This window comes from Pseudomonas sp. LB-090624, from assembly GCF_003205205.1.
Classification (GTDB): Bacteria; Pseudomonadota; Gammaproteobacteria; order Pseudomonadales; family Pseudomonadaceae; genus Aquipseudomonas.
Window position 1 is genome coordinate 81,706 of the sequence record NZ_QJRL01000007.1, and the last position, 26,521, is coordinate 108,226.

Sequence of the window (26,521 nt, forward strand, 5' to 3'; positions counted from 1 at the left end):
CTCATCGCCCGGCCACCGGTGCCTGTCGATTCATCGAGCACGTGCTCGACTAGTGTGTGAATCCCCCAGCGTGGAGAGAAGCACCATGAGCACCAGCGAAAGCAGGCACCCGGTGGTTTCCCGCAGCCAGTGGCTGGCGGCCCGCCGGCAACTGTGGCTGCACGAAAAAGCCTTCACCCACCACCGCGACGCGCTGTCCGCAGCGCGTCGCGCGCTGCCTTGGGTCAAAGTTGAGCAGGACTATCGCTTCCACGGGCCAGGCGGCGAGTTGAGCCTGGGCGAGTTGTTCGCAGGCCGCAGCCAATTGCTGCTTTACCACTTCATGTTCGCCGAAGGCTGGAGCGAGGGTTGCCCCGGCTGCTCGTTCCTGGCCGACCACTTCGACGGCGCCAACCTGCACCTGACCCACCACGACGTGTCGCTGGTGGCCGTGTCACGCGCGCCCTATGCCGAATTCCAGGCATTCCGCCAGCGCATGGGCTGGCAGTTCCCTTGGTATTCGTCGCATGGCAGCGGCTTCAACGAGGACTTTGGCGTGAGTGTTGGCAGTGCAGGCGAGCGCCAGTACAACTATGAGCCTTATGACGGCAGTGAAAGCGAGCTGCCCGGTTTGAGTGCGTTCTACCGCGACACGGACGGCAGCGTGTACCACACCTACTCGACCTATGCCCGCGGGCTGGACATTCTGGTCAATACCTACAACTTCCTCGACATTGCGCCACTGGGGCGTAATGAAAGCGGCACCATGGACTGGGTACGCCACCATGACCGCTATGCAGGGCAGCCGGACAAGCCTCACTGCTGTCACAGCTGATGCAGGCAACACACACCTGCAGGAACGGGTTTACCCGCGAACACCGGGAGCGTCGGTGTTCGCGGCTATAGCCGCTCCCAAAGAGACCTCGTTCTGTCAGGCCCGCACACCCAGCATGCCGCGCTCGACGATGAAGTCGATCACCGCTTGCAGCCCCTCGCCCTTCTTCAGGTTACTGAAGGTCCAAGGCCGCTGGGGGCGCATGCGCTGGGTGTCGCGTTCCATCACTTCCAGCGAAGCCCCCACATAGGGCGCCAGGTCAGTTTTGTTGATCACCAGGAAATCCGATTTGGTAATGCCCGGGCCACCCTTGCGCGGAATTTTCTCGCCCTCGGCCACATCGATCACGTAGATGGTCAGGTCGGCCAGCTCCGGGCTGAAGGTGGCGCTGAGGTTGTCTCCACCGCTTTCCACGAAAATGACTTCGAGGTTGCCGAACTTGCGCGCCAGTGCTTCGACCGCCGCCAGGTTCATCGAAGCATCTTCGCGAATCGCCGTGTGCGGGCAGCCGCCGGTTTCGACGCCAACGATCCGTTCCGGCTCCAGGGCGCCGGCCTCGGTGAGGATGCGCTGGTCTTCCTTGGTGTAGATGTCGTTGGTGACCACGGCGATCTGGTAGTGATCGCGCATGGCCTTGCACAGCGCTTCCAGCAGTGCGGTCTTGCCAGAGCCGACCGGGCCGCCGACACCGACACGCAGGGGTTGTTGATAGCTTTGCATGCAGGCAGTCCTCAGGAACGGAACAAACGGGTGTATTGGGTTTCGTGACGCGATGAGGCGATGGCCAGCAACGGCAGGCCGCCGCCAAGCTGGCCATCGCCAAGAGCAAGGGCCGCGTCGAGGGCCCCAGGCAGGTCGGCGCCGAGGTCACGCAGCACGGTCTGGGCCGCCTGCTGACCGAACGGCACCAGCTTGACCCCGGCCATGACCGCACCTTCCAGCCAAGCGAAACCATGCCCCAACGCCAACTGGCGCAGCGGGATGCCCCAATGTGCGGCCAGCCAGGCCATGCCGCCCAACTGGGTCAGTTCCAGACTGGCCCGCCAGGCTGGCGCCTGGCCCAATTGCCAGCCGTCGAGCAGCCGCGCCAGGGCTGCGCCACGCTGCTGTTCTTCCAGGCGCAGCTCGGCGGTTTCGCGGTTGGCCAGCAGAAAGCGGCTCCAGTGGCCAAAAGCTTCGGCATCCTCGGCCTGGCAAGCTTGGTACAGGCGCGCCAGCACTGGCCAGTCGAGGCAGGCCAGGGTGTCATTGAGCTGCTCACGCTGCCAGGCAGCGAAGCCGTCAACGCCCCTTACCCAGCCCGCCTCGACCGCCCACTCCAGGCCTTGTGAATAGGTAAAGCCGCCCACCGGCAAGCCTGGGCTGGCCAGCTGCAGCAGGCGCAGCAACGCCAGGTCGCTGCTCATCAACCGGCCAGCACCAGTGCAGCGCCGGCCAGCAGGCCACCGCCGAAGGCTTTCTGCAAGCCACTGTGGCGGCGCAGCAGGCAACCGACCGCAAAGCCGGCCGCCAGCAGCAGGCCGCTGACCGTGACAAAGCCGAGGCTGAACTGCCAGAACGCGCTTGGCGTGGCTTCTACACCATGGGCCCAACCATGGAACAGGGCAAACACTGGCATGGCCATGGCCAGCAGCAGTTGCCGGCTTGGCAGCAGTACCGCCCCGGCAGCGACCAACAGCGACACGGCGATCAAGGTTTCCATGCCCAGCACGTCGCCGAACAGGTGACCACACACCGCACCACCAAACATGGCTGCCAGCGTGGCCAAGGGCAGCGTCAGGTTACGTCGGGTCAGTGCAGCGAGCACACCGGTACCCAGCAGCATCAGTAAGTGGTCGAGGCCCGTCAGCGGATGCAGCAGCCCGTCGTGCAGCGGGTTACTGTCATGGCCAGGGTGGGCGAAGGCTGGCAGCGCCAGCATCAGCAGAAACAGGGCGAAAGTCTTTTTCATGGGTTGCTCCAGGGCAGTTCAGGAATGGGCAGGCAGGCGCACGAACGGGTGATCGTGGCCATGGGCATGATTGTGGCTATGGCCGTGCGGGGCACTCTGGTAGGCGCCGGCTTCAGGCTCGAACGGGGCCTGTTCAGCCTCCACGGTCAGGCCCAAGCCACGCAGCATGTCGTCCAGTACATGGTCGTGCTGGAAACGCAGCAGGCCAGGCTCGATCTGCAACGGCACATGCCGGTTACCCAGATGGTAGGCGGCACGGGCCAGCAGGTGCGGATCAGCACAACGCACTGTGGATACTGCCTCCGGCGCTGCCAGCACACGGATCAGCTGGTTGCCTTCGGCATCGGCCAGCAATTCACCACCGCGCAACAGGTGGCCGCGCTCCAGCATCAGCCCGGCCTCGCGGCCATCGTCCAGCGTCAGCCGCAGACGGCTCTTGATACGGCTGTCCACGTCGAGGGTGACAGTGCCGGTTTCGGCGAGCGTGCCGGGGTCGGTGATACGGCGATTCAAGACAATCATCGGTGCTCCTTCAGAACAGGAAATAGCGCTGGGCCAGCGGCAGTTCGCTGGCCGGCTCGCAAACCAGCAGCTCGCCATCGGCACGCACCTGGTAGGTCTGCGCATCGACCTCGATCAGCGGCTGCAAGGTGTTGTGGACCATGTCCGGCTTGCGTACCCGGCGACAACCGTCAACCACACCAATCAGGCTGCGCAGGTTCAACGCCTCGGCCAGGCCACGGGCCATGGCTGCCTGCGGCAGGAAGGTCATGCGCGTGGCATGCCGCGCCGCGCCCAATGCGCCGAACATCGGCCGGTAATGCACCGGTTGTGGCGTGGGGATGGAGCCGTTGATGTCGCCCATGGGCGCGGTAACGATCATCCCGCCCTTGATCACCAGGGCCGGCTTGACGGCAAAGAACGCTGGCGCCCACAGCACCAGGTCGGCCAGCTTGCCGGGTTCAACCGAACCCACCTCGTGGCCGATACCATGGGTGAGCGCCGGGTTGATGGTGTATTTGGCGATGTAGCGCTTGACCCGGAAGTTGTCGCTGTAGCTGGTATCAGGTGCCAATGGGCCACGACGCAGCTTCATCTGGTGCGCCACCTGCCAGGTGCGCAGCACCACTTCGCCAACCCGGCCCATGGCTTGCGAGTCGGACGAGGTCATGGCAAAAGCGCCCATGTCGTGAAGGATGTCTTCGGCGGCGATGGTTTCACGGCGGATACGCGACTCGGCGAAGGCCACGTCTTCGGCGATGCTAGGGTCCAGGTGGTGGCAGACCATGAGCATGTCCAGGTGCTCGTCCACGGTGTTGACGGTGTACGGCAGGGTCGGGTTGGTCGAGGACGGCAGCACGTTGGCCTGCCCCGCCGCGCGAATGATGTCGGGCGCATGGCCACCACCGGCACCTTCGGTATGGAAGGTGTGGATGGTGCGGTCGCCGATCGCCGCCAGGGTGTCTTCGATACAGCCGGACTCGTTGAGGGTGTCGGTGTGGATCGCCACCTGGATGTCCATTTCTTCGGCCACGCCCAGGCAGCAGTCGATGGCCGCAGGTGTCGAGCCCCAGTCCTCATGCAGCTTGAGCCCTACCGCGCCCGCGGCAATCTGCTCGCGCAACGCTTCAGGGCGCGAGGCATTACCCTTGCCCAGCAGGCCGATGTTGATCGGCAGGCTGTCGGCGGCCTGCAGCATGCGCGCCAGGTACCAAGGGCCAGGCGTGCACGTGGTGGCATTGGTGCCAGTCGCCGGGCCGGTGCCGCCGCCGATGAAGGTGGTAACGCCACTGTTCAGTGCCTCATCCACCTGTTGCGGGCAGATGAAGTGGATATGCGAGTCGACCCCGCCGGCGGTGACGATCTTGCCTTCAGCCGCGATCACTTCGGTACCTGGCCCGACCGGCACGTTGACGCCCGGCTGCACATCGGGGTTGCCGGCCTTGCCGATCACGGCGATGCGCCCGTGCTTGATGCCGATATCAGCCTTGACGATACCCCAGTGGTCGATGATCAAGGCATTGGTCAGCACCAGGTCCATGGCTTCGGCAGCCAGCATCTGGCCCTGCCCCATGCCATCGCGGATGACCTTGCCACCGCCAAACTTCACCTCTTCGCCATAAATCGTGAAGTCTTTTTCGACTTCCACCCATAACGCGGTATCGGCCAGGCGCACACGGTCACCCACGGTGGGGCCGAACATGTCGGCATAGGCCTGCCGGGAAATACGGCTCATGCCCTGCCCTCCAGCGCGCCCATTACCTTGCCCTGGAAGCCATAGACCTCACGCTTGCCGGCGTAGGCCACCAGTTGCACGGTACGTGCCTGGCCAGGTTCAAAGCGCACCGCGGTGCCGGCCGGGATGTCCAGGCGAAAGCCCAAGGTCGGCGCACGGTCGAACACCAACGCCTCGTTGACTTCGTAAAAGTGGTAGTGCGAGCCAACCTGCACCGGTCGGTCGCCGTGGTTGGCCACGCTGACGCTGACCGTTGCGCGGCCGCTGTTCAGTTCGATGTCGCCAGCGGCGACCTGGATTTCACCTGGGATCATGCGGCGCTCCTTGGCGGGTTCAAACAATCGGGTCATGCACGGTCACCAGCTTGGTGCCGTCCGGGAAGGTCGCCTCGACCTGCACGTCGTGGAGCATTTCGGCGATGCCGGGCATCACCTGCTCGCGGGTCAGCACCTCGCGGCCAAGGCTCATCAGCTCAGCGACAGTACGGCCATCGCGGGCGCCCTCCAGCACCGCAGCGCTGATCAACGCCACGGCTTCCGGGTAATTGAGCTTCAGGCCACGGGCCAGGCGCCGCTCCGCCAGCAATGCGGCGGTGAACAGCAGCAGTTTGTCTTTCTCTCTCGGGGTCAGCTCCATGGCGCTCTCTCAGGTGGCCCAGATACGCGGCGGGCAGGCCGGCAAGCCGAGGACGGCCGGCCGTAGCACATGCCACAGGCGTTGCAGGGTGTGTTGCAGATGTTGGTTGTCATGGTCGAGCAGGCGGATCACCAGCAGCGACCCAAGCAGGGTCGCGCCAGCCGGGTTATCCAATTCGTCGAGTAACGGGCGCACCCGCTCCAGCACCGCCTGGTCGGCCGGTGCGGCGCAGAAGGTGGCGAGCAGTGGATGGCCGCCGAGCTTATCCAGCTGCCCGCCTTCGATACGCAGGCGCTCGTGGAGGCCAACCTCGTCGGGCAGCTCGATGTGCAGAAGGTTGTCGAGGGCACCGTGGTCGAAGCGCTCGTGCATGACTGGGCGGCCCAGGCACAGGGTTTCCCAGGCTAGCAGGCGTGCGCCTGGCTCAAGGATGAAGTGGCTGGCGAGGCTGGCGCGGGCACCCGAAAAGAAGATGCTGTCCTGTGGCAGCCACTCGAGGGTGCTTCCCGCGCCCAGCTGAAAGCGCTGGGCCAGCCGCGCGGTGGGGCCGACACTGCGGTAGAACTTGCTTGCCCCAGGCATGGTCAGCAGCGCATGGCTGCCGGGCTCCAGGTGGATGTCCAGCTCGAGGCGGTCGCCAGCGACGATGCCGCCCGGCGGGTGCAAGACATAGACGTGGCAGGGTGCACCTTCCGGATAGAACGGCCGCTGCACCAAAAGAGGTCCGAAATGCCTCCACGCACCAAGGCGGGTCACATCATCGCGCCTGACAAAGCGCAACTGCAGGTGGGCGCTCCAGCCTGCATCGTCTTGTTGTTGTTCGATCTGCTCCGCGAGCGACATCCTGCGGCCCCTGAAATCCGTGGCCTGCTGGCCGTTTAGAGGGCTCGGCACGGGCGGCTGCTAGCGCGCACGGCCTGACCACTCGATCAAATTCGCAGGCTGGATATAGCAGGTTGCGGGCCAACTCCGCAGGTGAAGGCAGATGAAACTTTTGCCCCCGCCGCTCTGGCATCGAGCATGGGGGCTAACGGCGCACAAAGCGGGGGCGCACCCTGGCCCTGTTTCGGTGCCAACCGGATGCGGGCTGCGGAACAGCCCTGGATCCCAAGGTCAGTAGTCGAAACGGTCCACCGCACGCCGACGTTCGTTGTCGTCGCGCCGGTCGTAGATGGCTGTGGTCTGGATGTTGACATGATGCGCCAGCTTTTGCGCAATCGACAGGTCGTGCTCTTCGATCACCCGGGTAATGAACGCCCGGCGGAAATCGTGCGGCATGATCTTTACCCCTACCTGGGCGCCGCGCTGGCGGGCGATGTAGTAGATCGCATGCTTGGTGATGCGCGCACGGGTGATGTGGCTGCCCCGGCGAATGCGATTGAACAGGAAGGGGTCGTCCTCGACGCCAGCCGGCAGGTCCTGCCGGCGCAGTGCGAGCCATGCCTGCAATTTTTCGAACGCCCATGGCGGTGCGTACTTGACCAGCTGGTGGTTGCCTTTGCCCACCACCTGCAGGCTGCGTGCCTCGAAATCGACCTGGTCCAGGTCAATATCCACCGATTCCGACTTGCGCATGCCGGTGCCATACAACAAGGCGATGATCGCCGCGTCGCGCACACCTTGCGGCCGGGGGTCGGCTGCGCACACATCCATCAACTCGCGGATCAGGCTGCGCCGCAGGTTGCGCCCGGGTGGCAGCCGGGTACCACTGGCCGGCTTGACCTCGCGAATGCGCAGCAACCGCTCATGGTCGATCAGGCCTTGGCGCCATGCCTCGTTCATCACGCCCCGGATGGCGTTCACGTACAGCGACGAGCTGTTGGGGGCGTACCCGTCGGCACGCAGGGCGGAGACCAGGGCAATCACGTGGCCGGGCTCGAGCCGATGCCAAGGCACGTCGACGATATTACAGTCGGCAAAGCCCAGCCGGTCGGCGGCGTCCTGAAGAATGTAGCGCATGGTTTGCTGGCTGGATGGGGCCAGGCGGGCCATGTACTGCAGCAGCGGATTTTTCGAGAGGTCGGTCAAAACGTGAATCCTGTAGCGAAGCGTTGGCCAGCAACCCAGCGGGCCAACCCTGAAGCAAATCAAAACGAGATACCGGTGAGTCTGGATGTCTACAAAATAGGTATGTCATTCGGTCGCGGTAAAGTGCCATCACCTTGATATTCCACGGTTTTACAATCGGCACAGGCCAGGATCTTACCCCAATTGAAGCCATCCAACGAATCAAGCCCTGTCTAGCCCCGTGCAACGCGTCGCAAGGCTCACTGGCATTCTTCGGCCGCTGGCCACCACCCCGGGAACATCTGCTGCACACGGGGTTCTGCAAACCGTTCATCGATCAGCACCAACACCCCGCGGTCCTGGTCGCCCCGGATCACCCGGCCCGCCGCCTGGATCACCTTGCGCACCCCAGGATAGAGATAGGCATAATCGAAACCTGCGCCAAACTGCCGCCCCAAACGTTGCTTGAACTGCTCATTGACCGGGTTGACCTGAGGCAGCCCGAGGGTGGCGACGAAGGCGCCGATCAACCGCGTGCCGGGTAAGTCCACCCCTTCGCCAAACGCACCACCCAATACCGCAAAGCCCACGCCGCGGCCATCAGCAACGAAGCGATCCAGAAACGCCTGGCGGGCTGCCTCGTCCATGCCCGGTTCCTGCATCCAGAGTGGAATCTGTGTATGCCGCTCGGCCAGCAGCCCAGCCACCTGCTGCAGATATTCAAAACTGCTGAAGAACGCCAGGTAGTTGCCCGGCATCTGCTCATACTGCCGGGCAATCAGATCGACGATCGGAGCCAGCGAGGCCTGGCGCTGCTGGTAACGGGTAGACACCTGGGTGGCAATGCGCACCTCTAGCTGTTCGGCGCGAAACGGCGCGGCCACCTCCAACCAGGCGGTGTCGGCAGGCATGCCCAGCAAGTCGCCGTAGAAATGCCGCGGGCTCAACGTGGCGGAAAACAGGGTTACACTGCGCGCCGCCTGCATGCGCGGCGCCAGCAGCCGCGCCGGGGTGACGTTGCGCAGGCACAGGGTCGCCAGCCGGCGTTTGCGCGGGCCCTGGCGCTGGCTGATATCGAACAGGAAGTGCTCGTCGAAAAGCTCGGCGACCCGGCTGAACTGCAGGGCCTGATAAAAGAACTGCAACACCGGCGGGTCCATGTGCGCGGGCGCCTGGTTCATTTGTTCCTGGATCACCCCGATGCACTGCTGCAGGGCACGCAACAGGCCGTCGGGCAGCGAATCACTGGTCTGGTATGGCGCACGCTGCGCCTTGTACAGCGCATTCCACTGGCGGTTCAGGCGGTCCAGGGCACCGGTCAGCCCTGGCGGTTTGCGCTGGCGCAGGGCCTGCAACTGGCCCTGGTCAAGGCTGGCGCTGTACATGCCGCGCCCGCGCTCGACCAGGTTGTGTGCTTCGTCCACCAGCACCGCGACCCGCCACTGGTTGAGTTGGGTCAGGCCGAACAGTAAGGCGTGGGCATCGAAGTAATAGTTGTAGTCGGCGACCAGCACGTCGACCCAGCGCGCCATTTCCTGGCCCAGGTAATACGGGCACACCTGATGCGCCAACGCCACTTCGCGCAGGGTGTCGCGGTCGAGCAAGGGTCGTGCTGCCGCGGCTTCACGCGCTGCCGGCAAGCGGTCGTAAAACCCCGCAGCCAATGGGCAGGCCTCACCATGGCAGGCCTTGTCAGGGTGTTCACAGGCTTTGTCGCGAGCGATCAGTTCCAGTGTGCGCAAGGCGGGCTGTGGCGTGGCAGCGCTGATCTGGCGCATGGCATCGAGGGCCAGCGCCCGGCCCGGGGTCTTGGCTGTGAGAAAGAACAGCTTGTCGAGTTGCTGCGGTACCATCGCCTTCAGCAGCGGGAACAAGGTGCCGAGGGTCTTGCCGATGCCGGTGCTGGCCTGGGCCATCAGGCAACGGCCAGTGCTCACTGCCTTGTAGAGGGTTTCGGCCAGTTGCCGCTGACCTTGGCGAAACTCCGGATAGGGGAAGTTCAGGGCCTGCAGGCCTTGGTCACGCTCGGCCAGGCGTTGTTGCTGAAACCGCGCCCACCCCAGAAACCGCTGACATTGGGTTTCAAAGAAGGCCTGCAATTCAGCCGCCGTGCAGTGCTCGGTGAATAACGTCTCGCCATCGCTGTCCACGTCCAGGTACACCAGAGCCACCTCGATAGCCGGCAGCTGTCGCGCCTGGCACAACAGCCAGCCGTAGACTTTGGCCTGCGCCCAGTGCAACTGGCGATGGTTGGGCGGCTGGCGCGCCAGGTCGCCACGGTGGGTCTTGATTTCTTCCAGCCGGTTGCTGGCAGGGTCATAACCGTCGGCTCGGCCGCGTACCCGCAGGGTTTCGAACTGGCCTTCGAGGGTGATTTCCGCCTCATAGCCAGCAGCACGCTGCGCCACTACACGCTGGTGGCCTGCAATGCCTTCCTGAGCGGTGGGTGAAGGTGTAAAGCGCAGGTCAAGGTCACCCACCTTGGCGCTGAATTCGCACAAGGCGCGCACCGCCACACTGTAGCTCAAGGCGTGTCACTCCAGCGCACATGGCACACCGCGACGGGCAGGCCGTGCTCCCGGCAGAACGCTAGCCAGCGCAGTTGGTTATCTTGCAGGCGATCGCCGGGCCCCTTGACCTCGACCATGCGATAACGGCCCTGTTCGGGCCAGAACTGGATCAGGTCGGGCATGCCCGCCCGGTTACTACGGATGTCCTGCAACAGGCGCTGAAAGCAGTGCTTCAGCTGGGCAGGAGGCAGGCACGCAAGGGCCTGTTCCAGCAGTTGTTCACTGAGCATGGGCCAGAATACGAACGGCGACTGCAGGCCCTGTTTGGCCACATAACAGTCCAGGATCGCCTGGCGATGGCTGCCATCGTCAAGCCGGCCCAGGCAGCGCTCGAACAGTGCAGCGCGGCGTTGCCGGAAATCACCGTCGTGCAGATCCTGCGGCCCAGCCTGAAACGGATTGAAGAAGGCGCCAGGCACCGGCGCGAATACTGCCTCCCAGCACAACAGGCCAAACAGGCTGTTGAACAGCGTGTTCTCCACGTAGTGCACCTGGCCTCCCTCTAGTGCCAGGTGCTGCCGCACGGCTTCTTCAACGCCCAGCGCTGCGTGCTCGGCAGGCAACTGCAGCTCGATCAGCTCAAGCGGCGCGACCCGCTGACGCCGCTGTGGCGGGCCACCAAGCTTGCGCGCCAGGCGCGGCAGCATGCGCTCCAGCGCCTGCACCTCCAGCGCATTGGCGGGTGCCGCAGCCATCTGCAACGCCATTGCGTGGGCCTCTGGCCACTGTTCGCTGCGCTCCAGCACACGTACTTGGCGAATACGGGCCTGGGCATGGTTGCACTGAGCGTATACCGCCATGGCCAGGTCCCAGTCCCCCCGCCGCTCGCATTGTTGGCCAAGCGCGAACTGCAACCGCGCGTGACGCCGGGCCAGCCAGGCGTTGTCACTGTGCAAACCCTCCATCACAGCGAGGATCGACCTGGGGTCGTCACCCTGCTCCAGGCGCTCGGCACATTGGTGCAAGGCCATGGCCAGGTCGACCTCGGCACGGTAGTGCAAGGCCCGGGAATCGGTACTGAATGGCACCTGCTCGTAGCGCAGCAGGCCAAGGTCGGCCAGAACGAAGTCTGACCAGTCCTGGTACAGGTTGCCGAAGAACAGCAGGCGCATGCGGTCGCACAGCGGTTGCAGGCACCACTGCAGGATGCGCACCTCGCAGCCGGGGAACCATTCAGCCAAGGACCGGGCTGCCAGCGCCAAGGGTTGTAGCTGTGCCATCAGCTCATGCTTGGCTGCACGCGGCCGGACCAGTTGCGTGGCAAAGCAGCGCGCCAGTTCGTCCTTGCGCAGCAGGGCAAACAGCTGGGCAAGGTCCAGTTCCTCAGGTTCGCGAACCCAGCCGAGGGCCTGCAGCGGTTGCAGCGCCAGCGCAGTGTCACCGATTTCGACATAGTCGAGCCGGTCGCTGCGAAACAGCTCGCCTTTGCGCATGACCATGCGCACCAACAAGGCCTGGGCGGGTGCTTGCAGTTGGCTGAAGGTTCGGATGAAGGCCAGCTCATGCTTGTCGAGCAGGTCTTCATAGCGATGTTCGACCCAAAGCAGCACCTGCCGGAAATTGTGCAGGTAATAGAACGGGTCGTCGACAGAATGGGCGATCACGGGTTGGAGTCAGATTGCGGGAACAGGCACTGGTTATACATACAGACCCGCATGCATGACAAGAGCCGTGGGTCGCATCGGGTGTGATGATCGGCACTGGGAGGCTTCCCAGCCCGATCGCGACAGGCGTGAGGCGGCCTTGTCGGGGAGAGCTCAACTCGGGACCCGGACATGTCGCCCGCAACGCTGCTCCAGCGCTTGCGCCAGCCGCTCCACCGCCTGTTGCAGCTCGCTGGGATTATCCCCCAGCCATACCAGTGCCATGTATTGCTTGAACCGCCCCTGCGAGCTGAACCGCTCGCCCGGCAACGCATGCAATGCGGAACCTGCCAATGCGGCGGCGATCACATCCCAGGCCAAAGGCTGGGCAAAACGCACCCATAGCATTTGCCCGCCCTGAGGTATTTCCACCACTGCCCGCTGGGCGAATTGTGACCCCAGCGCACTGGCCAGGCTTTGCATGCGTGCTTGCAGGTTCGTGCGCAGTTCGACCAACTGCGTCTCGATGTCCCCTTTGGCCAACATGTGCGCAAGCGCCTGCAGGCGCAGCGGCGCGAGCCTGAACCCACGCTCGGCGAATGCCTTGGGCAGCGCTGCATCAAGGCCCAGGACATAGGCATAGGGCGCCTCGGCCCCCACTGCTGCTTCAAGCGCCCCCATCACCAGCAGCCTGCGTGGGTCGACCCAATCGCGCAGGCGTGCAGGGGGCGGCCCGTTGTAGCAAAGCTCGCTGTCCAGATCGTTTTCCAGCAACCATACCGGGTGCAGTTCGAGCATCAGGGCCAATTGCTGCTGGTAGTGCGCGCAAATGAGGCGCCCCTCTGGCATACCCAGGCACGACGGCATGACCAGCATCCTTACCGGCTCGCTCCCCAATAGCCCGGCCAAGGCGCGCAGGTCCAGGTTGCCACGGGCATCCAGCGGCACCTCCAGCACAGACATGCCGGCACGTGCCAGGGCACGCAACACCTGCCAGCAACAAGGAGAGTGCACCAGTACCGTGCCACCTTGCATCGCCAGCGCCGCGAGCAGGGTATCGAGCAACGTCAGTACATCAGGGGCCAGTTGCACATCTTCAGCACGCCAATATTGGCTGGACGAGCGGGTGTATCGCTCAGCCAGGGCGTGACGTAAACGGGCACTGCCCAGCGCCTCCCAGGGCACAGCGCTGCGGTCACGCTGACGGGCCAGGCGTCGTTCGTGGCTGAGCAAAGCGCGCTCCAGCAGTGGTCGTGCTGGCACGGGAGCCTGCCAGCACGGGACCTGCTCACTGCCAGTGATCAGCACGTAATACCCCGACCGCGGCAGGCAGTGTACCCGGCCCTCCTCCTCCAGCAGGCTGTAGGCACTTTGCACCGTGGCCAACGAGACCCGCAGCCGTCGCGACAGTGCGCGCAGGGACGGTAACCGGCAAGGGCCGCCGCAGGCTGCCTGGCCAATCAATGCTTCGAGGTAGCGATAGACCTTTCGATAAGCGAACTCGCCGCGGCCCGCTCGCCCCTTCAAGGCGGGCCCTCGCAACCACGTTGCCGCCCACGCGCCTGCCGCGGCAACAACCGCAGGTGCACATCTCGGCGGGCCAGGCTGTTCAGCAGACGCCAGGTGGTCAGTGGTAACTGCCCGCCATAGATCGCTCGCAATTTCCCCAGCGGCAGACCGCTGGTGTTGACCAGCCAGGCTTTCACCGCATCGGGGCAAGGCTTGCCTTGCAACGCCCTGTGCAGGTAGGGCAGTGCCACCAGCATGTCAGCGTGCCGGCATTGCAGAAAACGCTCGAGGTTCTTCCCCTGCCTGGCAAAGGGGCTGAAAAGCAGGCACACCAGTTGGGTCTGGTTGATCCCGTAGGTTTTACCGAGCAATGATTGATGGCCCTCACGCGGTCCGCTGCCACCCGCCTGTCCCGCCAGCCGCAACGCCGGGCGACTGACCTGCGGCTCCAGGCTGCGTGCACGCAACTCGTGCAGTTGCGCGGTGACCAATGGGTCGAGAAATGCGGGCAGCGGCCAGGCATCCGGCGCGGCTTCGAAGCTGCAACCGAGCATGGCGTCAAGTGGCTGCTCGTCAAGCAAGTGCGGCAGCAGGTCATCAATAGCAAAAAGCCGCACCGGCACACCTTGTGGTGCATCGACATGCAATGGCCCGGCCAGGCACCCCGGCGCTACATCCACGGCGCCGGGCAAGCGGCCAAGACCGTGGGCCAGCATCGCCAGGCACTGATGCATCACATGCGGCCCCCGCTCGCCGGCCATGCGCAGGCTGCGCCGGGCCCACGCCAGGTAACGGCGCCGCTGCAACCCGGAAACGGCGGTGACCACTGCATCGGCGGGCGCCTGTACCAATAGAGCGAAACCTATGGCCCCCGCCAGGTCCAGGAACAGGCGGCTACCCAACAAGGCTTCGGGCCTGGCATCGACCAGGTGACCGAACTCCAGCATGGCGTCCCTTGCCAACAGCCAGCGTTCGGGGGCTACCGGGGGCCGGCAGTTGAAAGGCACCACTTCGCGCCCCTGAATCATCTGCAATTGCACCCGCGGGTCATCCTGCATGAACAGGGTACTGAAACTGCGCTCATGGGCTTGCAGCGTTCCGCTACACGCCATCGGCAAGCTGACCACCAACACCTGCAACTGGAAGGTTACCGGCGCACGCAGGGCGATGCTCAGTTGCGCCGCGCGCAGCATGGCCAACAGCCGGGTACTCTGACGATCGCTGCCGTGCAATACCTGCAAACGGAAAGTGCCAATGTACTCGGTGCCACCAGCTGAAATCAGCAGGCGCTGTATCAGCAATTGCAAAGAAGCGCGCTGCGCCTGGGACATATGGCTCAGCAAGCGTTCGAGCACTTGCTGGTAGATATATTGCATTGCCTGATCGTGAATAGCCGTCACGAAACCACCTCACCTACTACATGTAGCGAACGCAAGCCGTGCCAAGCACTTGAACTTCAACATGCGTCGAACTTATCCAGAAGAAATTTCCTACATCCAAGCGAAAGTAATCACGTAAAGCATCACTGTCGCCAAGCCATTGAGAGGAAACCACCCCTGCGACTGCCCGCTGCTGCCCCAAACTGCCCTGACTCAGGCATCGCCATGCTCATTCCACGCTCCTTGCGTAAACCATCACCGGGCCATTATCGAGGGATGCAAAGCGAATTGAAGATACAGATCGCGGTAAAAAAACCATTCAGCACGAGAGCAGGATCACATTGACCTCTGCAAGAAAACAGTTCAAGTCGGAATGCTTGGCGGAATATTTCCGACTCGCCCAAAGTATTCGTCCTGCCTGTAATCCCTGCCGCCTTTTAATGTAGGAATATTCCTATTTTGATGCCGACAATCATTTATTCGACGTATAAAAAACCCGGGACTCTGCCCGGGTTTCAAATTACGCAGACAACCGTCAGTGTTGCGCCATGTCCAGCACCACTCGCCCGCCACACGGACATTGATCCATGTAACGGTGGGCTTCCACCACCTGCTCGAAGGGGTACACCTTGATGATCTGCGGCGTCAGCAACTGGTCAGCAGTGAACTGGTTGATATCACGCAGGGCACGCTGCAAGGCCACCTGGTCCTGGCTGATGCCAAGCTCCGGCTTGCCGGTGAAATTACCGATGCAATGCACGTAGAACTGGATGTTCTTCTGGAATGCCGCACACGCCGGGAACGGCGTCTGGTTGCCGCCTTGCAGACCGTACAGCACCAGGCTGCCGCGAGGTGCCAGCACATCGCCCAGCAGCGACATCTGCGGCCCGCCCATGCCATCGAGCACCATGTCCACGCCGCGACCGTCGGTGTACTTGCCAATCTGCAGCAGCAGGTCCTGTTCTTCGGTGACGATCACCTTCTCGGCCCCCAGGCCCAACAGGTACTCACGCTGCTGTTCCTCCTTGGTGGCAGCAAACACCCTCAGCCCCAGCGCCTTGCCCAACTGCACGAAGGCGGGCCCGGCACAATGGCTTGCATCCGTTACCAACGCGGTCTGCCCAGCCTTGGCCCGCGCCAGGTCGACGTAGGCGAAATAGGCGATCAGCAGCGGCGTGTAGTGCACGCTGGCCTCGATCGGGGTGAGCACACCCGGGTAACGGGTGATGGCCGTCCGCGGCAGGACGATGACATCGCCATACACCGGATGGTCGTTGGCACTGGTAGCGGGAAAACTGGCGACGCGATCGCCTACGGCAATGTCGTCAACCCCTTCACCGACCGCAGTCACCACCCCGGCCATCTCGTGGCCGATTCCCGCGGGCAGACGCGCCTGGGACGGTGCCAGGTTCTGGCGCCAGAGCACGTCATACCAGCTGACACCAACCGCCTCGACGCGAACTTGCACTTCGCCGGCAGCCGGTGACGGTTCGGCCTGCTCCTCGCAACGGAGCACATCGGCAGCGCCGAACTTGTGGAAACGGATCATGCGGGACATCGCATACCTCGCCTTTGTGAACCTCTAATTACCCCTGACTCTATCCGGGCTTTGCCGGTTAGACCATCAGTGGTCATTAATAGTCGACATGCTTGTCATCGATTGGGCACCTGACTTTCCCTGCGATTGGTCCCCCTAAACCCGTGCAGGGTAACAGCCTTTGGCCTTAAGATTCACCCCTGCCCCACTTTAGGCGAAGCGCACCAATGAATCGAAACGACCTGCGTCGCGTAGACCTCAACCTGCTGATCGTGTTCGAAACGCTGATGCACGAGCGCAGCGTAACGCGGGCTGCAGAAAAACTGTTCCTCGGCCAACCGGCCATCAGCGCGGCCTTGTCGCGCCTGCGTAACCTGTTCGACGACCCACTGTTCGTGCGGACCGGCCGCAGCATGGAGCCCTCGGCGCGAGCCCACGAGATATTTGCCCTGCTGTCGCCAGCGCTGGACTCGATTTCCACTGCTGTCAGCCGCGCCGCCGAATTCGACCCGGCCACCAGCAATGCGGTGTTCCGCATCGGCCTGTCGGACGACGCCGAGTTCGCCTTGCTGCCGCAACTGCTCAAGCGCATTCGCGCCGAGGCCCCCGGTATCGTGTTGGTGGTGCGCCGAGTCAACTACCTACTGATGCCGACGCTGCTGGCTTCGGGGGAAATCTCGGTGGGGGTCAGCTACACCAGCGAACTGCCGGCCAACGCCAAGCGCAAAGTGCTGCGCCGCAGCATGCCGAAACTGCTGCGCGCCGACAGCGTGCCCGGCAGCATCACCCTCGACGATTTCTGCGCTCGGCCCCACGCATTGGTGTCCTTTGCCGGTGACTTGTCGGGTTTTATCGACGAGGCACTGGAAGAGATTGGCCGCAAGCGCCACGTCGTGCTGGCGGTGCCGCAATTCAACGGGTTGGGGAGTTTGCTGGCGGGCACCGACATCGTTGCAACGGTGCCGGACTACACGGCCGATGCGCTGACGGCTGCCGGTGGCCTGCGGGCGGAAGACCTGCCGATCCCCGTGCGCAGTTTCGAGCTTCACATGGCCTGGCGCGGAGCGCAGGACAACGACCCGGCGGAAAAATGGTTGCGGTCGCGGATACAGATGTTTTTTGGCGACCCTGACAGTCTTTGAGCCGCACGGTGCTGGGCGGACGGAGAGAGCTATGAACCTTCGGCCCTGCCCGTATCAACCCCCGGACCAAAGTCAGCGCACCACACGTCACGCTGGAGAATCTATCCAAATGTGAAAAATAGGGCGGCATCATGCCGACCTGGCTGGCAAACTCCACACGCTCTCAACGGATTTGAAGAATCGGTTTCGATCACATGGCCAGTGACGCTGAAACTCGCCAGCGCACCCAACCCTCTCAGCGTCGTGCAGCGTGACGCTTACTCCTTGGCAGACAACGTCACGGTCCAGGTCGGTATCGAAAACAGTCAGGTCAGCCTCACCGCCTTGCCCGTCAAAGCAACGCTGACACTTTCCCGGAACGCGTCCCCTGCCCCCAGAAGGAATTGCTCATGCTGTACGTAGTCATGCTCGGTGGCCGCCACCCCCGGGCCAGTATCGAGGTACACGACGTGCTGTTCGCGCAGGCAAACTCCCTGCAGCAGGCATACCCGCAACTGCGCGAAGGCTGGTTCGGCAGCCGTGCGGGCCTGCACATCGACTCGTGGCTGGAAGTCGACGGTATCGATCGCTACCGTGTCACATTCAGCCAGCTCGCGCCGGGCCCGGATGATCCGCGGCTGTTCTTCATCAACCTGGGCGGCTACGAGCCGCAGGTGTTTGGCGAGGCGCACCGCTACTTGCTGATAGTGGCCAGGGACAAGGCCCAGGCCAAGCAACTGGGCAAGCAACGCATGCAGGGAGGCTGGCTCAAGCCGCATACCGATGCAGTACTGGAGGTAGACGATTGCCTGCCAGTCGACCTGGTGGGCGGGCGTTATGTGCACTTGATCGAAGGTGCACATGGCGGGCTGCGTCAATACAGCGACTACATCCTGCTCTGAGGTTAAAACACCGTTCTACCGGCGGGAATCGGGTGGCCAGCGAGTGCGATGGGAAAACAAAAGCCGGGGCTGCATGCAGACCCGGCTTTTGCGTGGCCGGGGCTCAGCCCCGAGCGTTGGAGTACGCAGGGCCGCTGCGCAGGCCGGTGTGCTCCTCCACCGCGCCGGTGCCATCCAGGTAACCATGCTTGCGCAAGTCTGGCATGAGCACGGCTGCCAGCAGGGTAATGGCGCTCATGGCCGCCACGTAGTAATAGAAGTACGACTCCACCCCCGCCCCGCGCAACGATAGCGCCACGTACTCGGCCGTGCCGCCGCAAAGCGCATTGCCCAATGCATAAGGCAAGCCCACCCCCAGTGCGCGCACGGTGGCGGGATAGAGGTCAGCCTTGAGCACGCCGGTCACCGGCGTATAGAACGCTGCAATCAGCAGCCCGAGCATGACCAGCGCGAAGGCTTCGTACGGGTTACTGACGCTCTTCAGGCCCGTGAGCAACGGCACGATCAACAGGCTCGACAGCAGGCCGAAGGCAATCATGCTGTTACGCGAGCCGATCCGGTCGGCCATCATCCCGAACACCGGCTGCAGACACATGAACACCACCAGCGCGGCGGTCATGATGAAGCTGACCGTCGAGGGGTCGAAGCCGGCCGACACCACCAGGTACTTCTGCATGTAGGTAGAGAACGTGTAAAAGTGCAGCGAGCAACCAGCCGTGATGGCAATGGTCAGCAGCACGGCTTTCTTGTGCTTCATCAGGGCCTTGATCGAGCCGGCTTCCTTGTGTTTCGCGCCTTGGGCATGGGCTGTCTCCAGCATTGAGCGGCGCAGGTAGACCACCACCAGTGCACTGACCGCACCGATGAAGAACGGTATCCGCCAGCCCCAGGCCTTGAGATCTTCGAGCGGCAGCACATTCTGCAGCACCACCACCGTCAGCAGCGCCAGGAGTTGGCCGGCAATGATCGTGAAGTACTGGAACGAGCCAAAGAAGCAGCGCTTGCCCTTGCGGGAAATCTCGCTGATGTAGGTGGCCCCGGTGCCATATTCAGCACCCACCGAAAGCCCCTGCATCAGGCGAGCAACCAACAGCAGCACTGGAGCAGCCATGCCGATGGACTCGTAAGTGGGCAGCAGGGCGATCATCAGCGAGCCGCCGCACATCAGGAACACAGAGATGATCATGGAAAACTTACGACCACGGGTGTCGGCCAGGTATCCGAAGATCCAACCGCCCAGGGGGCGCATGAAGAAGCCCACGGCGAAGATCCCGGCGGTCGCCAGCAACTGTGTGGTCTGGTCGCCCTGGGGGAAGAACAGGGCTGCGAAGTAGATCGAAGTGTAGGCGTAGATGAAGAAGTCGTACCACTCCACCAGGTTGCCGGAACAAGCACCGAGTATGGCGCGTATCCGTTGGCGGTTGGTCAGGTTGCGGATATCAGGCGCAGCGGAATTGTTATTGTTGGCGTGCATGGGTAACTCCAGATCTTGGGCAAACGCAAGGCAGGAACGACAGCGTTGGTTTACGTTCTATGGATCGGCGTGGAGTCGTGGCGGGAGATAGCAAGCGGTGAAAGGCAGGGCGCTGGAACGCGGATCATGAGTGGCACCTTCTGGGATCTATTATTTTACAAGTCAGCGAAAGCGCACTGACTTTTATTCCTGAGCAAAACTACGCCCTCGTCTGGGGAGCGGCCAGACCCGCTGCCCTCTAGCAGCTATGCCGCGATTGAATAGCTGGCCAGCATCAGAGCATGTGCCCTGCCCAGATGCCTTCGGCCACCAATTCCGAGGCGATGTCGACGAAGGTCTGGCCGACATAGCGGGTTGCCGGGCTCACCTGGCGGTCGGCGGGCAGTACCAACACCAGTTTGCGCATGGGCGTGGGGTCGACCAACGGTGCGGCGCACAGCGTGCCGTCATTCAAGCGCGAGTAGATCGACGCCAAGGGCAATGCCGTGTAGCCAAAGCCATTCCGGACCAGGTCGATCATTGCGCCGAACGAATCCGCCTCGACGCTGGTGGTGATCTTGAATCCGCGCTCCAAGGCACATTGGTCCATGATCTTGCGCAGCCCATGGCGGGGGCTGGGCAAGACCATCGGTTCACTGGCCAACTGCGCGAAAGGGATCGCCGTGTCGAGGGTCAGCCCGGAATCGGGAGGGCCGACCAACACAAGGTTTTCCATCATCACCGGTTCGATGCGCAGGGTATGCAGCGGCTGTGGATCGTAGGAGATGGCCAACTCCAGCTCGCCGCGCTGCAACCAGTCGAGCAGGTAGCCGCTGAAGGCCGATGAGAAGCGAATGGAGAGGTCCGGGTGGGTATCGCAGATGCGCTTGACCAGCGGCACGGTGACGATCTCGGCGATGGTCGGCGTGGTACCGATGGCGACCATGCCGCGAAAGGCCGCGCGCCCGCCAGCGACCGAAGTACGAATGGACTCCAGCTCGTTCATGATGCGGGTGGCCCGCTCAAGCACCTCGAGCCCCGCCGCAGTGATTTCCATCCCACGGCCATGGCGCTCGAACAAGTAAACACCCAACTCCTTTTCCAACTGCCGTATTTGCCGGCTCAACGCCGGTTGAGCGACATGCAGCCGGTCCGACGCCTTGCTCAAGCTGCCCAGTTCAGCCACGTGGATCAGGGTTTTGAGTTGCGTTACGTCCATCGGTCAACCACTGGCAAGGAAAGAAGCGCCTCTGAAACGGCGTGTTTGACAGTCTAAAGACAGCCTCTGGCGCCAGCTATAGCATTTGAGCATAGCAGCTAGAACCCCATGCGAACCCCTCGGGCTGGCCACACACGTGTGGCCGCACGGATGAATGCCCTGTTCCACCCGCTGAAATCACCCGCAGGCCCCCAGTGCCCACCAAGCGCCGACCTCAAGCTGTTGAACGCTCTACTTCCGGGTCAGTGGCGCGTGAGTTAGCCGGCTGTGCGTCCGGTTCCTGCAGCTCCCCTTCCCACTTGGCCACTACCGCAGTGGCGATCGAGTTGCCGACGGCGTTGGTAGCCGAGCGTCCCATGTCGAGGAAGGTGTCGATCCCCAGGATCAACAGCAGCCCCGCTTCAGGAATATCGAACTGCACCAGGGTTGCGGCAATCACGACCAACGATGCCCGAGGCACCCCGGCGAGCCCCTTGGAGGTCAGCATCAAGGTAAGCAGCATGAGGATCTGGGTGCTGAGGGTCATCTCGATTCCGTACGCTTGGGCGATGAACAGCACGGCGAAGGTGCAGTACATCATCGAACCGTCCAGGTTGAAGGAGTAGCCCATGGGCATCACGAAACTGGAAATCTTGCGGCTGACCCCGAACCGATCCAGTGCCGAAAGCAGTTTTGGATACGCCGATTCGGAGCTGGCGGTGGCGAACGCCAGCAGGAACGCCTCCTTGATGAGTGCGAGCAAGGCGAACACCCGCCGGCCCAGGAACATCGCGCCGGCCAGCACCAGCAACACCCACAGCAAGAGCAAGCCCAGATAGAAGTCGCGCATGAATACCGCGAACGTAGCCAGGATCGACAAGCCGTTGACCGCCACCGTTGCGGCCATGGCCGCCATCACTGCCAAGGGCGCCAGCTTCATGACGTAGCCCGTGATCAGCAGCATGGCCTGCGCCAGCTCATCGGTCAGGCGCACCAGGCCCTTGGCTTTTTCGCCCAGCGCCGCCAGGGCGACCCCGAAGAACAGCGAGAACACCACGATCTGCAGGATTTCGTTGTTGGCCAGGGCCTCGGCGAAGGACCTGGGTACCAGATGGGTGACAAAGGCCTTGAGGGTAAAGGCCGAGGTCTGCAGCGAAGTGGTTTCGCTGGCGTCTGGCAGCGGCAGTGCCAGGTGCAGCCCCGGCTGCAAAATGTTGGCCATCATCAAGCCGACTGCCAGCGACAGCAGCGAGGCTGTCATGAACCACATCATGGCCTTGCCGAACACCCTGCCTACCGCACCAGCGTCGCCCATGTGGGCGATGCCAACCACCAGGGTGGAAAACACCAGCGGCCCGATCAGCATCTTGATCAGCCTGAGGAACACATCCGATATCACCGAGATGTAGCCCGCGGTATGGGCGGCGGCGGCCTTGTCCGGGCTGGTGAGAAAAATGACGTAGCCGATCACCACACCGAGAAACATGGCCAGCAGTATCCAGCCCGCCAACGGTAGTCTGCGTTTCATTGAGCACCTGTATTCAAGCAATAAGATCCGACACTGCCTGGGCAGTGCATTACGGAACGAAATAGGACAGTGCAAGGTGCCGGAACCGGCATGGTGAGGATGGCGTATCGGCCAATGGCGGCTCAGCAGTGAGCCACCCGGCAAGCGTGCGCAGGTAACGAAGCAACATCGACGACCCCCAATTTTATTGTTGTTTTGATTCGACAGCGGCTCGGCCGCGATCGAGTCGACAACCTAACGTCTTCGCCGACGCCCCATAAGCGCTGCTGGTGTCTATCAGCTATGCCCGCTTTCTATAACGCCAGCTTCCCCTGCCCGAGCCATGCCTGACCCGGCGCGGCAACCGGTCGCAGCGAGCGTCGACCTGCCGTTGCATGAGCCGACCTATGCCGCAACGGCATATCTCAAAGAAAAAAACGGTAGTCGTCGTGCACGGCAACTCCCCCCATGATGAGGAAAAACAAAAGCAGCACTGCCGGGAGAGACCCCATGTCATCGCAAGAAGCTGAACAGAACTGGCAAGAGGACGTGTTCCGCGTTCTCAAGGCCCACGACGTCAAGCACGTCGTGTTCGTCCCGGATGCCGGCCACTCGGCGGCCATCCGCATGTCCTACGCGGACCCCGATATCAAGGCCGTTGTGCTGACCACCGAAGAAGAAGGCATCGGCTACCTGGCCGGCGCCTGGTTGGGCGGCGAACGCGGCGCCCTGCTGATGCAGTCGAGCGGCGTCGGCAACTGCATCAACACCCTTGCCCTGCAGAACTGCGCCGGCTTCCCGCTGCTGATGGTGGTGACCATGCGTGGCGACTGGGCCGAGTTCAACGCCTGGCAGAACCCCATGGGCCAAGCCACCGAAGCCTCCCTCAACTTGATGAAGGTGATGACCTGGCGCGCCGACCAGCCAGAGGACGTAGCCCCCCTGCTGCACGGCGCTGCCACCATGGCCTTCAATGGCGATGCCGCCACCGCCCTGCTGCTTGGCCAGCGTCTGATCGGAGAAAAGAAATGGGTCAAGTAAGCGCTAACCACGTGCTGTGCCGCCGTGAAGTCGTCCGTACCTTGCTGGCCGATCGCAACGATGTGCTCGTGGTCACCGGCCTGGGCTCGGCCTCCTATGATGTGATGGCGGCAGGCGATCACGACAACAACTACTACCTCTGGGCCGCCATGGGCAGCGCCATCACCGTAGGCCTGGGCCTTGCCAATGCCCAGCCAGACAAAAGCGTGGTGGTGGTCACCGGTGACGGCGAACTGCTGATGGGTTTTGGTGCCCTGGCCACCGTTGCCCTGCAACAGCCGAAGAACCTGACCATCGTGGTACTGGACAACGGCCACTTCGGCGAGACAGGCATGCAGGTCAGCCACGCCGGTTTCGGCATTCAGCTGGACCAGGTTGCCAACACCTGCGGTTTCGCCTGGACTCAGGAAATTCGTGAGATGGACGGTGTGCACGCCTTGCGCGAGCGTTTCGCCAACCGTGACGGGGTCAAGCTGGCGACGGTGAAAATCAAGGCTGAGAACCCACCCCGCGTACTGCCGCCGCGCGATGGTCATTACATCAAGAACCGCTTCCGCGCCGCTCTGGGCTTTGCGCCTATCTGACCGTGTTACAGGGCCGGCCGGCCGCCGAACCACGATGACGCTGCCGGCCCGGCCCACCCAGGAGAATGATGATGCACGACAACAACAGCAATGAAGAACTCAACGCCATTCGCGAGGGTGTGCGTGCCCTGTGTGGCGACTTCCCGGCCGAGTACTGGCGCAAGATCGACGAGGAAAAGGGCTTCCCTGAAGCCTTCGTCAAGGCCATGACTGACGAGGGGTGGCTATCGGCGATGATTCCCGAAGATTTCGGCGGTTCCGGCCTGGGCCTGGCCGAGGCTTCGGTCATTCTCGAAGAGGTCAATGCCTGCGGCGGTAACTCTGGCACCATCCATGGCCAGATGTACAACATGTTCACCTTGCTGCGTAACGGCAGCGACGAGCAGAAGCGCTATTACCTGCCCAAACTGGCCAGCGGCGAACTGCGCCTGCAATCGATGGCCGTGACCGAGCCGTCCACCGGCACCGACACCACCAAGATCAAGACCACTGCGGTTCGCAAGGGCGACAAGTACGTGGTCAATGGCCAGAAGGTGTGGATCTCGCGGGTGCAGCATTCAGACCTGATGATCCTGCTGGCACGCACCACCCCGCTCGCCGAGGTGACGAAAAAGGTCGATGGCATGTCGATTTTCCTGGTCGACCTGCGCGAGGCCATCGGCAACGGCCTGACCGTGCAGCCGATCGCCAACCTGGTGAACCACGAGACCAACGAGCTGTTCTTCGACAACCTGGAAATCCCAGCCAGTAGTTTGATTGGTGAAGAAGGCAAGGGCTTTCGCTACATCCTCGACGGCCTCAACGCAGAGCGCACCCTGATTGCCGCCGAATGCATCGGCGATGGCCGCTGGTTTGTCGAGAAAGCCAGCCAGTACGCCCGTGACCGCGAGGTGTTCGGCCGGCCGATCGGCAAGAATCAGGGCGTGCAGTTCCCCATCGCGGAAGCCCACATCGAGATCGAAGCCGCCGACCTGATGCGCTGGCGCGCCTGTACTGAATACGACAGCGGGCGCAACGCCGGGGCGGCCGCCAACATGGCCAAGTACCTGGCCGCCAAGGCCAGCTGGGAGGCCGCCAACGCCTGCCTGCAGACCCACGGCGGCTTCGGCTTTGCCAATGAATATGACGTCGAGCGCAAGTTCCGCGAGACCCGCCTGTACCAGGTTGCGCCCATCTCGACCAACCTGATCCTGTCCTATGTGGCTGAACACCTGCTGGAACTGCCACGCTCGTTCTGATCCGGACTGCCCCCCGTTACCCACGAGGGCTTGCCATAACAAGAGAGACGACCACCATGAGCCAGTCCATCCGCCCCCTTGACGGGATCACAGTCATCAGCCTCGAGCACGCGATCGCGGCGCCCTTCTGCACGCGCCAGCTAGCCGACCTGGGCGCCCGGGTCATCAAGGTGGAGCGCCCTGGCAGTGGCGATTTCGCCCGGGGCTACGATCAGCGTGTCAACGGCCTGGCCTCGCATTTCGTGTGGACCAACCGCTCCAAAGAAAGCCTGGCCCTGGACCTCAAGCAGGAGATCGCCGGCGACATCCTTGATCAGTTGCTGGAGCAGGCTGATGTGCTTGTGCAGAACCTGGCACCGGGTGCAGCTGCGCGCCTGGGGTTGACCTTCGAGGCGCTGCACACGCGCTTCCCCCGGTTGATTGTCTGCGATATCTCCGGCTACGGCGCAGGCGGCCCTTACGAACAAAAAAAGGCCTACGACCTGCTGATCCAGAGCGAGGGCGGCTTTTTGTCGGTGACTGGTGGGCCGGGCGAAGACGGGATGGCCAAGGCCGGTAACTCGATCGCAGACATCGCCGCTGGCATGTATGCCTACACCGGCATCCTCTCGGCGGTGCTCCTGCGCGAGAAAACCGGCATCGGCAGCCAGGTGGAAGTGTCGATGCTCGAGGCGTTGGTGGAATGGATGAACTACCCGCTCTACTACGCCTACGAGGGCGCCGCACCACCACCACGTGCGGGCGCGGCGCATGCGACCATCTACCCGTATGGCCCCTTCCCGGTCGGCGACGGCAGCACCGTCATGCTGGGGCTGCAGAACGAGCGCGAGTGGCAGCTGTTCTGCGAACAGGTGCTGCAGCAGCCAAAGCTGGCCGCAGACGAGCGCTTCAGCGCCAACTTCAAACGCGTAGCCAATCGCGATGCGCTGCGCGGGTTGATCGTCGAGGCCTTTGCTGCGCTGGACTTCGACACCGTGATCCGGCGCCTCGATGGGGCCAGCATCGCCAATGCCAAGGTCAATGACATGCAGGGTGTCTGGGCCCACCCGCAACTGCAAGCCCGGGACCGCTGGCGTCGCATCGACACCGCCGCCGGATCAGTGCCCAGCCTGCTGCCGCCGGCCACCAGCAACGCCTATGCACCGCGCATGGACCCGGTCCCCGCACTGGGCCAGCACAGCGAAGGCATCCTTGCCGAACTCGGCCTGCCCCAAGAACGTATTCAGCAACTGCGCAATTCAGGGGTCATCTGACG

Annotated in this window: 24 protein-coding genes; 7 read left to right on the forward strand and 17 right to left on the reverse strand. The window is 63.0% G+C overall.

Features of this window, described 5'->3' with window-relative positions:
* Positions 1–85: 85 nt before the first annotated feature.
* A complete protein-coding gene (locus DMX11_RS09790; RefSeq protein ID WP_110744343.1) occupies positions 86–814 on the forward strand; it encodes a thioredoxin family protein in 729 nt (242 codons plus the stop codon).
* Between the two features lie 96 nt (positions 815–910).
* On the opposite strand, the gene ureG is transcribed toward DMX11_RS09790, so the two are convergent.
* The 14 genes from ureG to DMX11_RS09865 all read right to left on the reverse strand — a co-directional run bounded on the left by ureG (position 911) and on the right by DMX11_RS09865 (position 16,243).
* The gene (ureG, locus tag DMX11_RS09795) at positions 911–1,534 is read right to left on the reverse strand and encodes an urease accessory protein UreG (protein ID WP_003253923.1); all 624 of its coding nucleotides are present in this window, start codon (positions 1,532–1,534) and stop codon (positions 911–913) included.
* A gap of 11 nt (positions 1,535–1,545) precedes the next feature.
* On the reverse strand, positions 1,546–2,220 hold the full coding sequence (locus DMX11_RS09800) for an urease accessory protein UreF (RefSeq protein ID WP_110744344.1): 675 nt from the start codon (positions 2,218–2,220) through the stop codon (positions 1,546–1,548).
* Complete coding sequence (locus DMX11_RS09805) at positions 2,220–2,765, reverse strand: HupE/UreJ family protein (protein ID WP_110744345.1); 546 nt, start codon at positions 2,763–2,765, stop codon at positions 2,220–2,222. Before DMX11_RS09805 ends, DMX11_RS09800 begins: the two co-directional genes overlap by 1 nt.
* 18 nt (positions 2,766–2,783) lie before the next feature.
* Complete coding sequence (gene ureE, locus DMX11_RS09810; RefSeq protein WP_110744346.1) at positions 2,784–3,287, reverse strand: urease accessory protein UreE; 504 nt, start codon at positions 3,285–3,287, stop codon at positions 2,784–2,786.
* Between the two features lie 10 nt (positions 3,288–3,297).
* A complete protein-coding gene (gene ureC, locus DMX11_RS09815) occupies positions 3,298–5,001 on the reverse strand; it encodes an urease subunit alpha (RefSeq protein ID WP_110744347.1) in 1,704 nt (567 codons plus the stop codon).
* Entirely contained in the window at positions 4,998–5,315 is a 318-nt protein-coding gene (locus DMX11_RS09820; RefSeq protein ID WP_110744348.1) for an urease subunit beta, read from the reverse strand. The genes ureC and DMX11_RS09820 overlap by 4 nt, the downstream gene beginning before the upstream one ends.
* 19 nt (positions 5,316–5,334) lie before the next feature.
* Complete coding sequence (locus DMX11_RS09825; RefSeq protein ID WP_003253929.1) at positions 5,335–5,637, reverse strand: urease subunit gamma; 303 nt, start codon at positions 5,635–5,637, stop codon at positions 5,335–5,337.
* A 9-nt stretch (positions 5,638–5,646) separates the two neighbouring features.
* Positions 5,647–6,480, reverse strand: a complete 834-nt coding sequence (locus DMX11_RS09830) for an urease accessory protein UreD (protein WP_110744349.1) — start codon at positions 6,478–6,480, stop codon at positions 5,647–5,649.
* 270 nt (positions 6,481–6,750) lie between these two features.
* Positions 6,751–7,665, reverse strand: a complete 915-nt coding sequence (xerC, locus tag DMX11_RS09835; RefSeq protein WP_110744350.1) for a tyrosine recombinase XerC — start codon at positions 7,663–7,665, stop codon at positions 6,751–6,753.
* A 239-nt stretch (positions 7,666–7,904) separates the two neighbouring features.
* Positions 7,905–10,172 carry an ATP-dependent DNA helicase gene (locus tag DMX11_RS09840; protein WP_110744351.1) on the reverse strand — a complete coding sequence of 756 codons (2,268 nt, stop codon included), beginning with the start codon at positions 10,170–10,172 and terminating at the stop codon, positions 7,905–7,907.
* On the reverse strand, positions 10,169–11,818 hold the full coding sequence (locus tag DMX11_RS09845) for a VRR-NUC domain-containing protein (RefSeq protein ID WP_110744352.1): 1,650 nt from the start codon (positions 11,816–11,818) through the stop codon (positions 10,169–10,171). The genes DMX11_RS09840 and DMX11_RS09845 overlap by 4 nt, the downstream gene beginning before the upstream one ends.
* A 153-nt stretch (positions 11,819–11,971) precedes the next feature.
* Positions 11,972–13,324 (reverse strand): GntR family transcriptional regulator, encoded by a 1,353-nt coding sequence (locus tag DMX11_RS09850; protein WP_110744353.1) that lies wholly within the window; start codon positions 13,322–13,324, stop codon positions 11,972–11,974.
* Entirely contained in the window at positions 13,321–14,706 is a 1,386-nt protein-coding gene (locus DMX11_RS09855; RefSeq protein WP_110744354.1) for a hypothetical protein, read from the reverse strand. Before DMX11_RS09855 ends, DMX11_RS09850 begins: the two co-directional genes overlap by 4 nt.
* Positions 14,707–15,220: 514 nt before the next feature.
* Entirely contained in the window at positions 15,221–16,243 is a 1,023-nt protein-coding gene (locus DMX11_RS09865; protein WP_110744355.1) for a zinc-dependent alcohol dehydrogenase family protein, read from the reverse strand.
* 206 nt (positions 16,244–16,449) lie between these two features.
* Here DMX11_RS09865 and DMX11_RS09870 point away from each other — a divergent pair, with 206 nt between their 5' ends.
* Both DMX11_RS09870 and DMX11_RS09880 read left to right on the forward strand, forming a co-directional pair.
* Positions 16,450–17,364 carry a LysR family transcriptional regulator gene (locus DMX11_RS09870; protein WP_110744356.1) on the forward strand — a complete coding sequence of 305 codons (915 nt, stop codon included), beginning with the start codon at positions 16,450–16,452 and terminating at the stop codon, positions 17,362–17,364.
* Between the two features lie 389 nt (positions 17,365–17,753).
* Positions 17,754–18,245 (forward strand): DUF1543 domain-containing protein, encoded by a 492-nt coding sequence (locus tag DMX11_RS09880; RefSeq protein ID WP_110744357.1) that lies wholly within the window; start codon positions 17,754–17,756, stop codon positions 18,243–18,245.
* A 103-nt stretch (positions 18,246–18,348) separates the two neighbouring features.
* Here DMX11_RS09880 and DMX11_RS09885 read toward each other — a convergent pair whose 3' ends face one another.
* The 3 genes from DMX11_RS09885 to DMX11_RS09895 all read right to left on the reverse strand — a co-directional run bounded on the left by DMX11_RS09885 (position 18,349) and on the right by DMX11_RS09895 (position 22,424).
* On the reverse strand, positions 18,349–19,719 hold the full coding sequence (locus tag DMX11_RS09885) for an MFS family transporter (protein WP_110744358.1): 1,371 nt from the start codon (positions 19,717–19,719) through the stop codon (positions 18,349–18,351).
* Between the two features lie 274 nt (positions 19,720–19,993).
* Positions 19,994–20,917 carry a LysR family transcriptional regulator gene (locus DMX11_RS09890; RefSeq protein ID WP_047602692.1) on the reverse strand — a complete coding sequence of 308 codons (924 nt, stop codon included), beginning with the start codon at positions 20,915–20,917 and terminating at the stop codon, positions 19,994–19,996.
* A 214-nt stretch (positions 20,918–21,131) separates the two neighbouring features.
* A complete protein-coding gene (locus tag DMX11_RS09895; protein WP_110744359.1) occupies positions 21,132–22,424 on the reverse strand; it encodes a dicarboxylate/amino acid:cation symporter in 1,293 nt (430 codons plus the stop codon).
* Between the two features lie 489 nt (positions 22,425–22,913).
* Between DMX11_RS09895 and DMX11_RS09900 the strand changes: the two genes are divergently transcribed.
* The 4 genes from DMX11_RS09900 (at position 22,914) to DMX11_RS09915 (ending at position 26,519) form a co-directional block, all read left to right on the forward strand.
* Positions 22,914–23,444: a thiamine pyrophosphate-binding protein gene (locus DMX11_RS09900; RefSeq protein ID WP_110744360.1), complete on the forward strand. Its 531-nt coding sequence runs from the start codon at positions 22,914–22,916 to the stop codon at positions 23,442–23,444.
* Complete coding sequence (locus DMX11_RS09905) at positions 23,432–24,028, forward strand: thiamine pyrophosphate-dependent enzyme (protein ID WP_110744361.1); 597 nt, start codon at positions 23,432–23,434, stop codon at positions 24,026–24,028. The genes DMX11_RS09900 and DMX11_RS09905 overlap by 13 nt, the downstream gene beginning before the upstream one ends.
* Before the next feature lie 71 nt (positions 24,029–24,099).
* Positions 24,100–25,266, forward strand: a complete 1,167-nt coding sequence (locus DMX11_RS09910) for an acyl-CoA dehydrogenase family protein (protein ID WP_110744362.1) — start codon at positions 24,100–24,102, stop codon at positions 25,264–25,266.
* Between the two features lie 56 nt (positions 25,267–25,322).
* Positions 25,323–26,519 (forward strand): CaiB/BaiF CoA-transferase family protein, encoded by a 1,197-nt coding sequence (locus DMX11_RS09915; protein WP_177410725.1) that lies wholly within the window; start codon positions 25,323–25,325, stop codon positions 26,517–26,519.
* Positions 26,520–26,521: the final 2 nt, after the last annotated feature.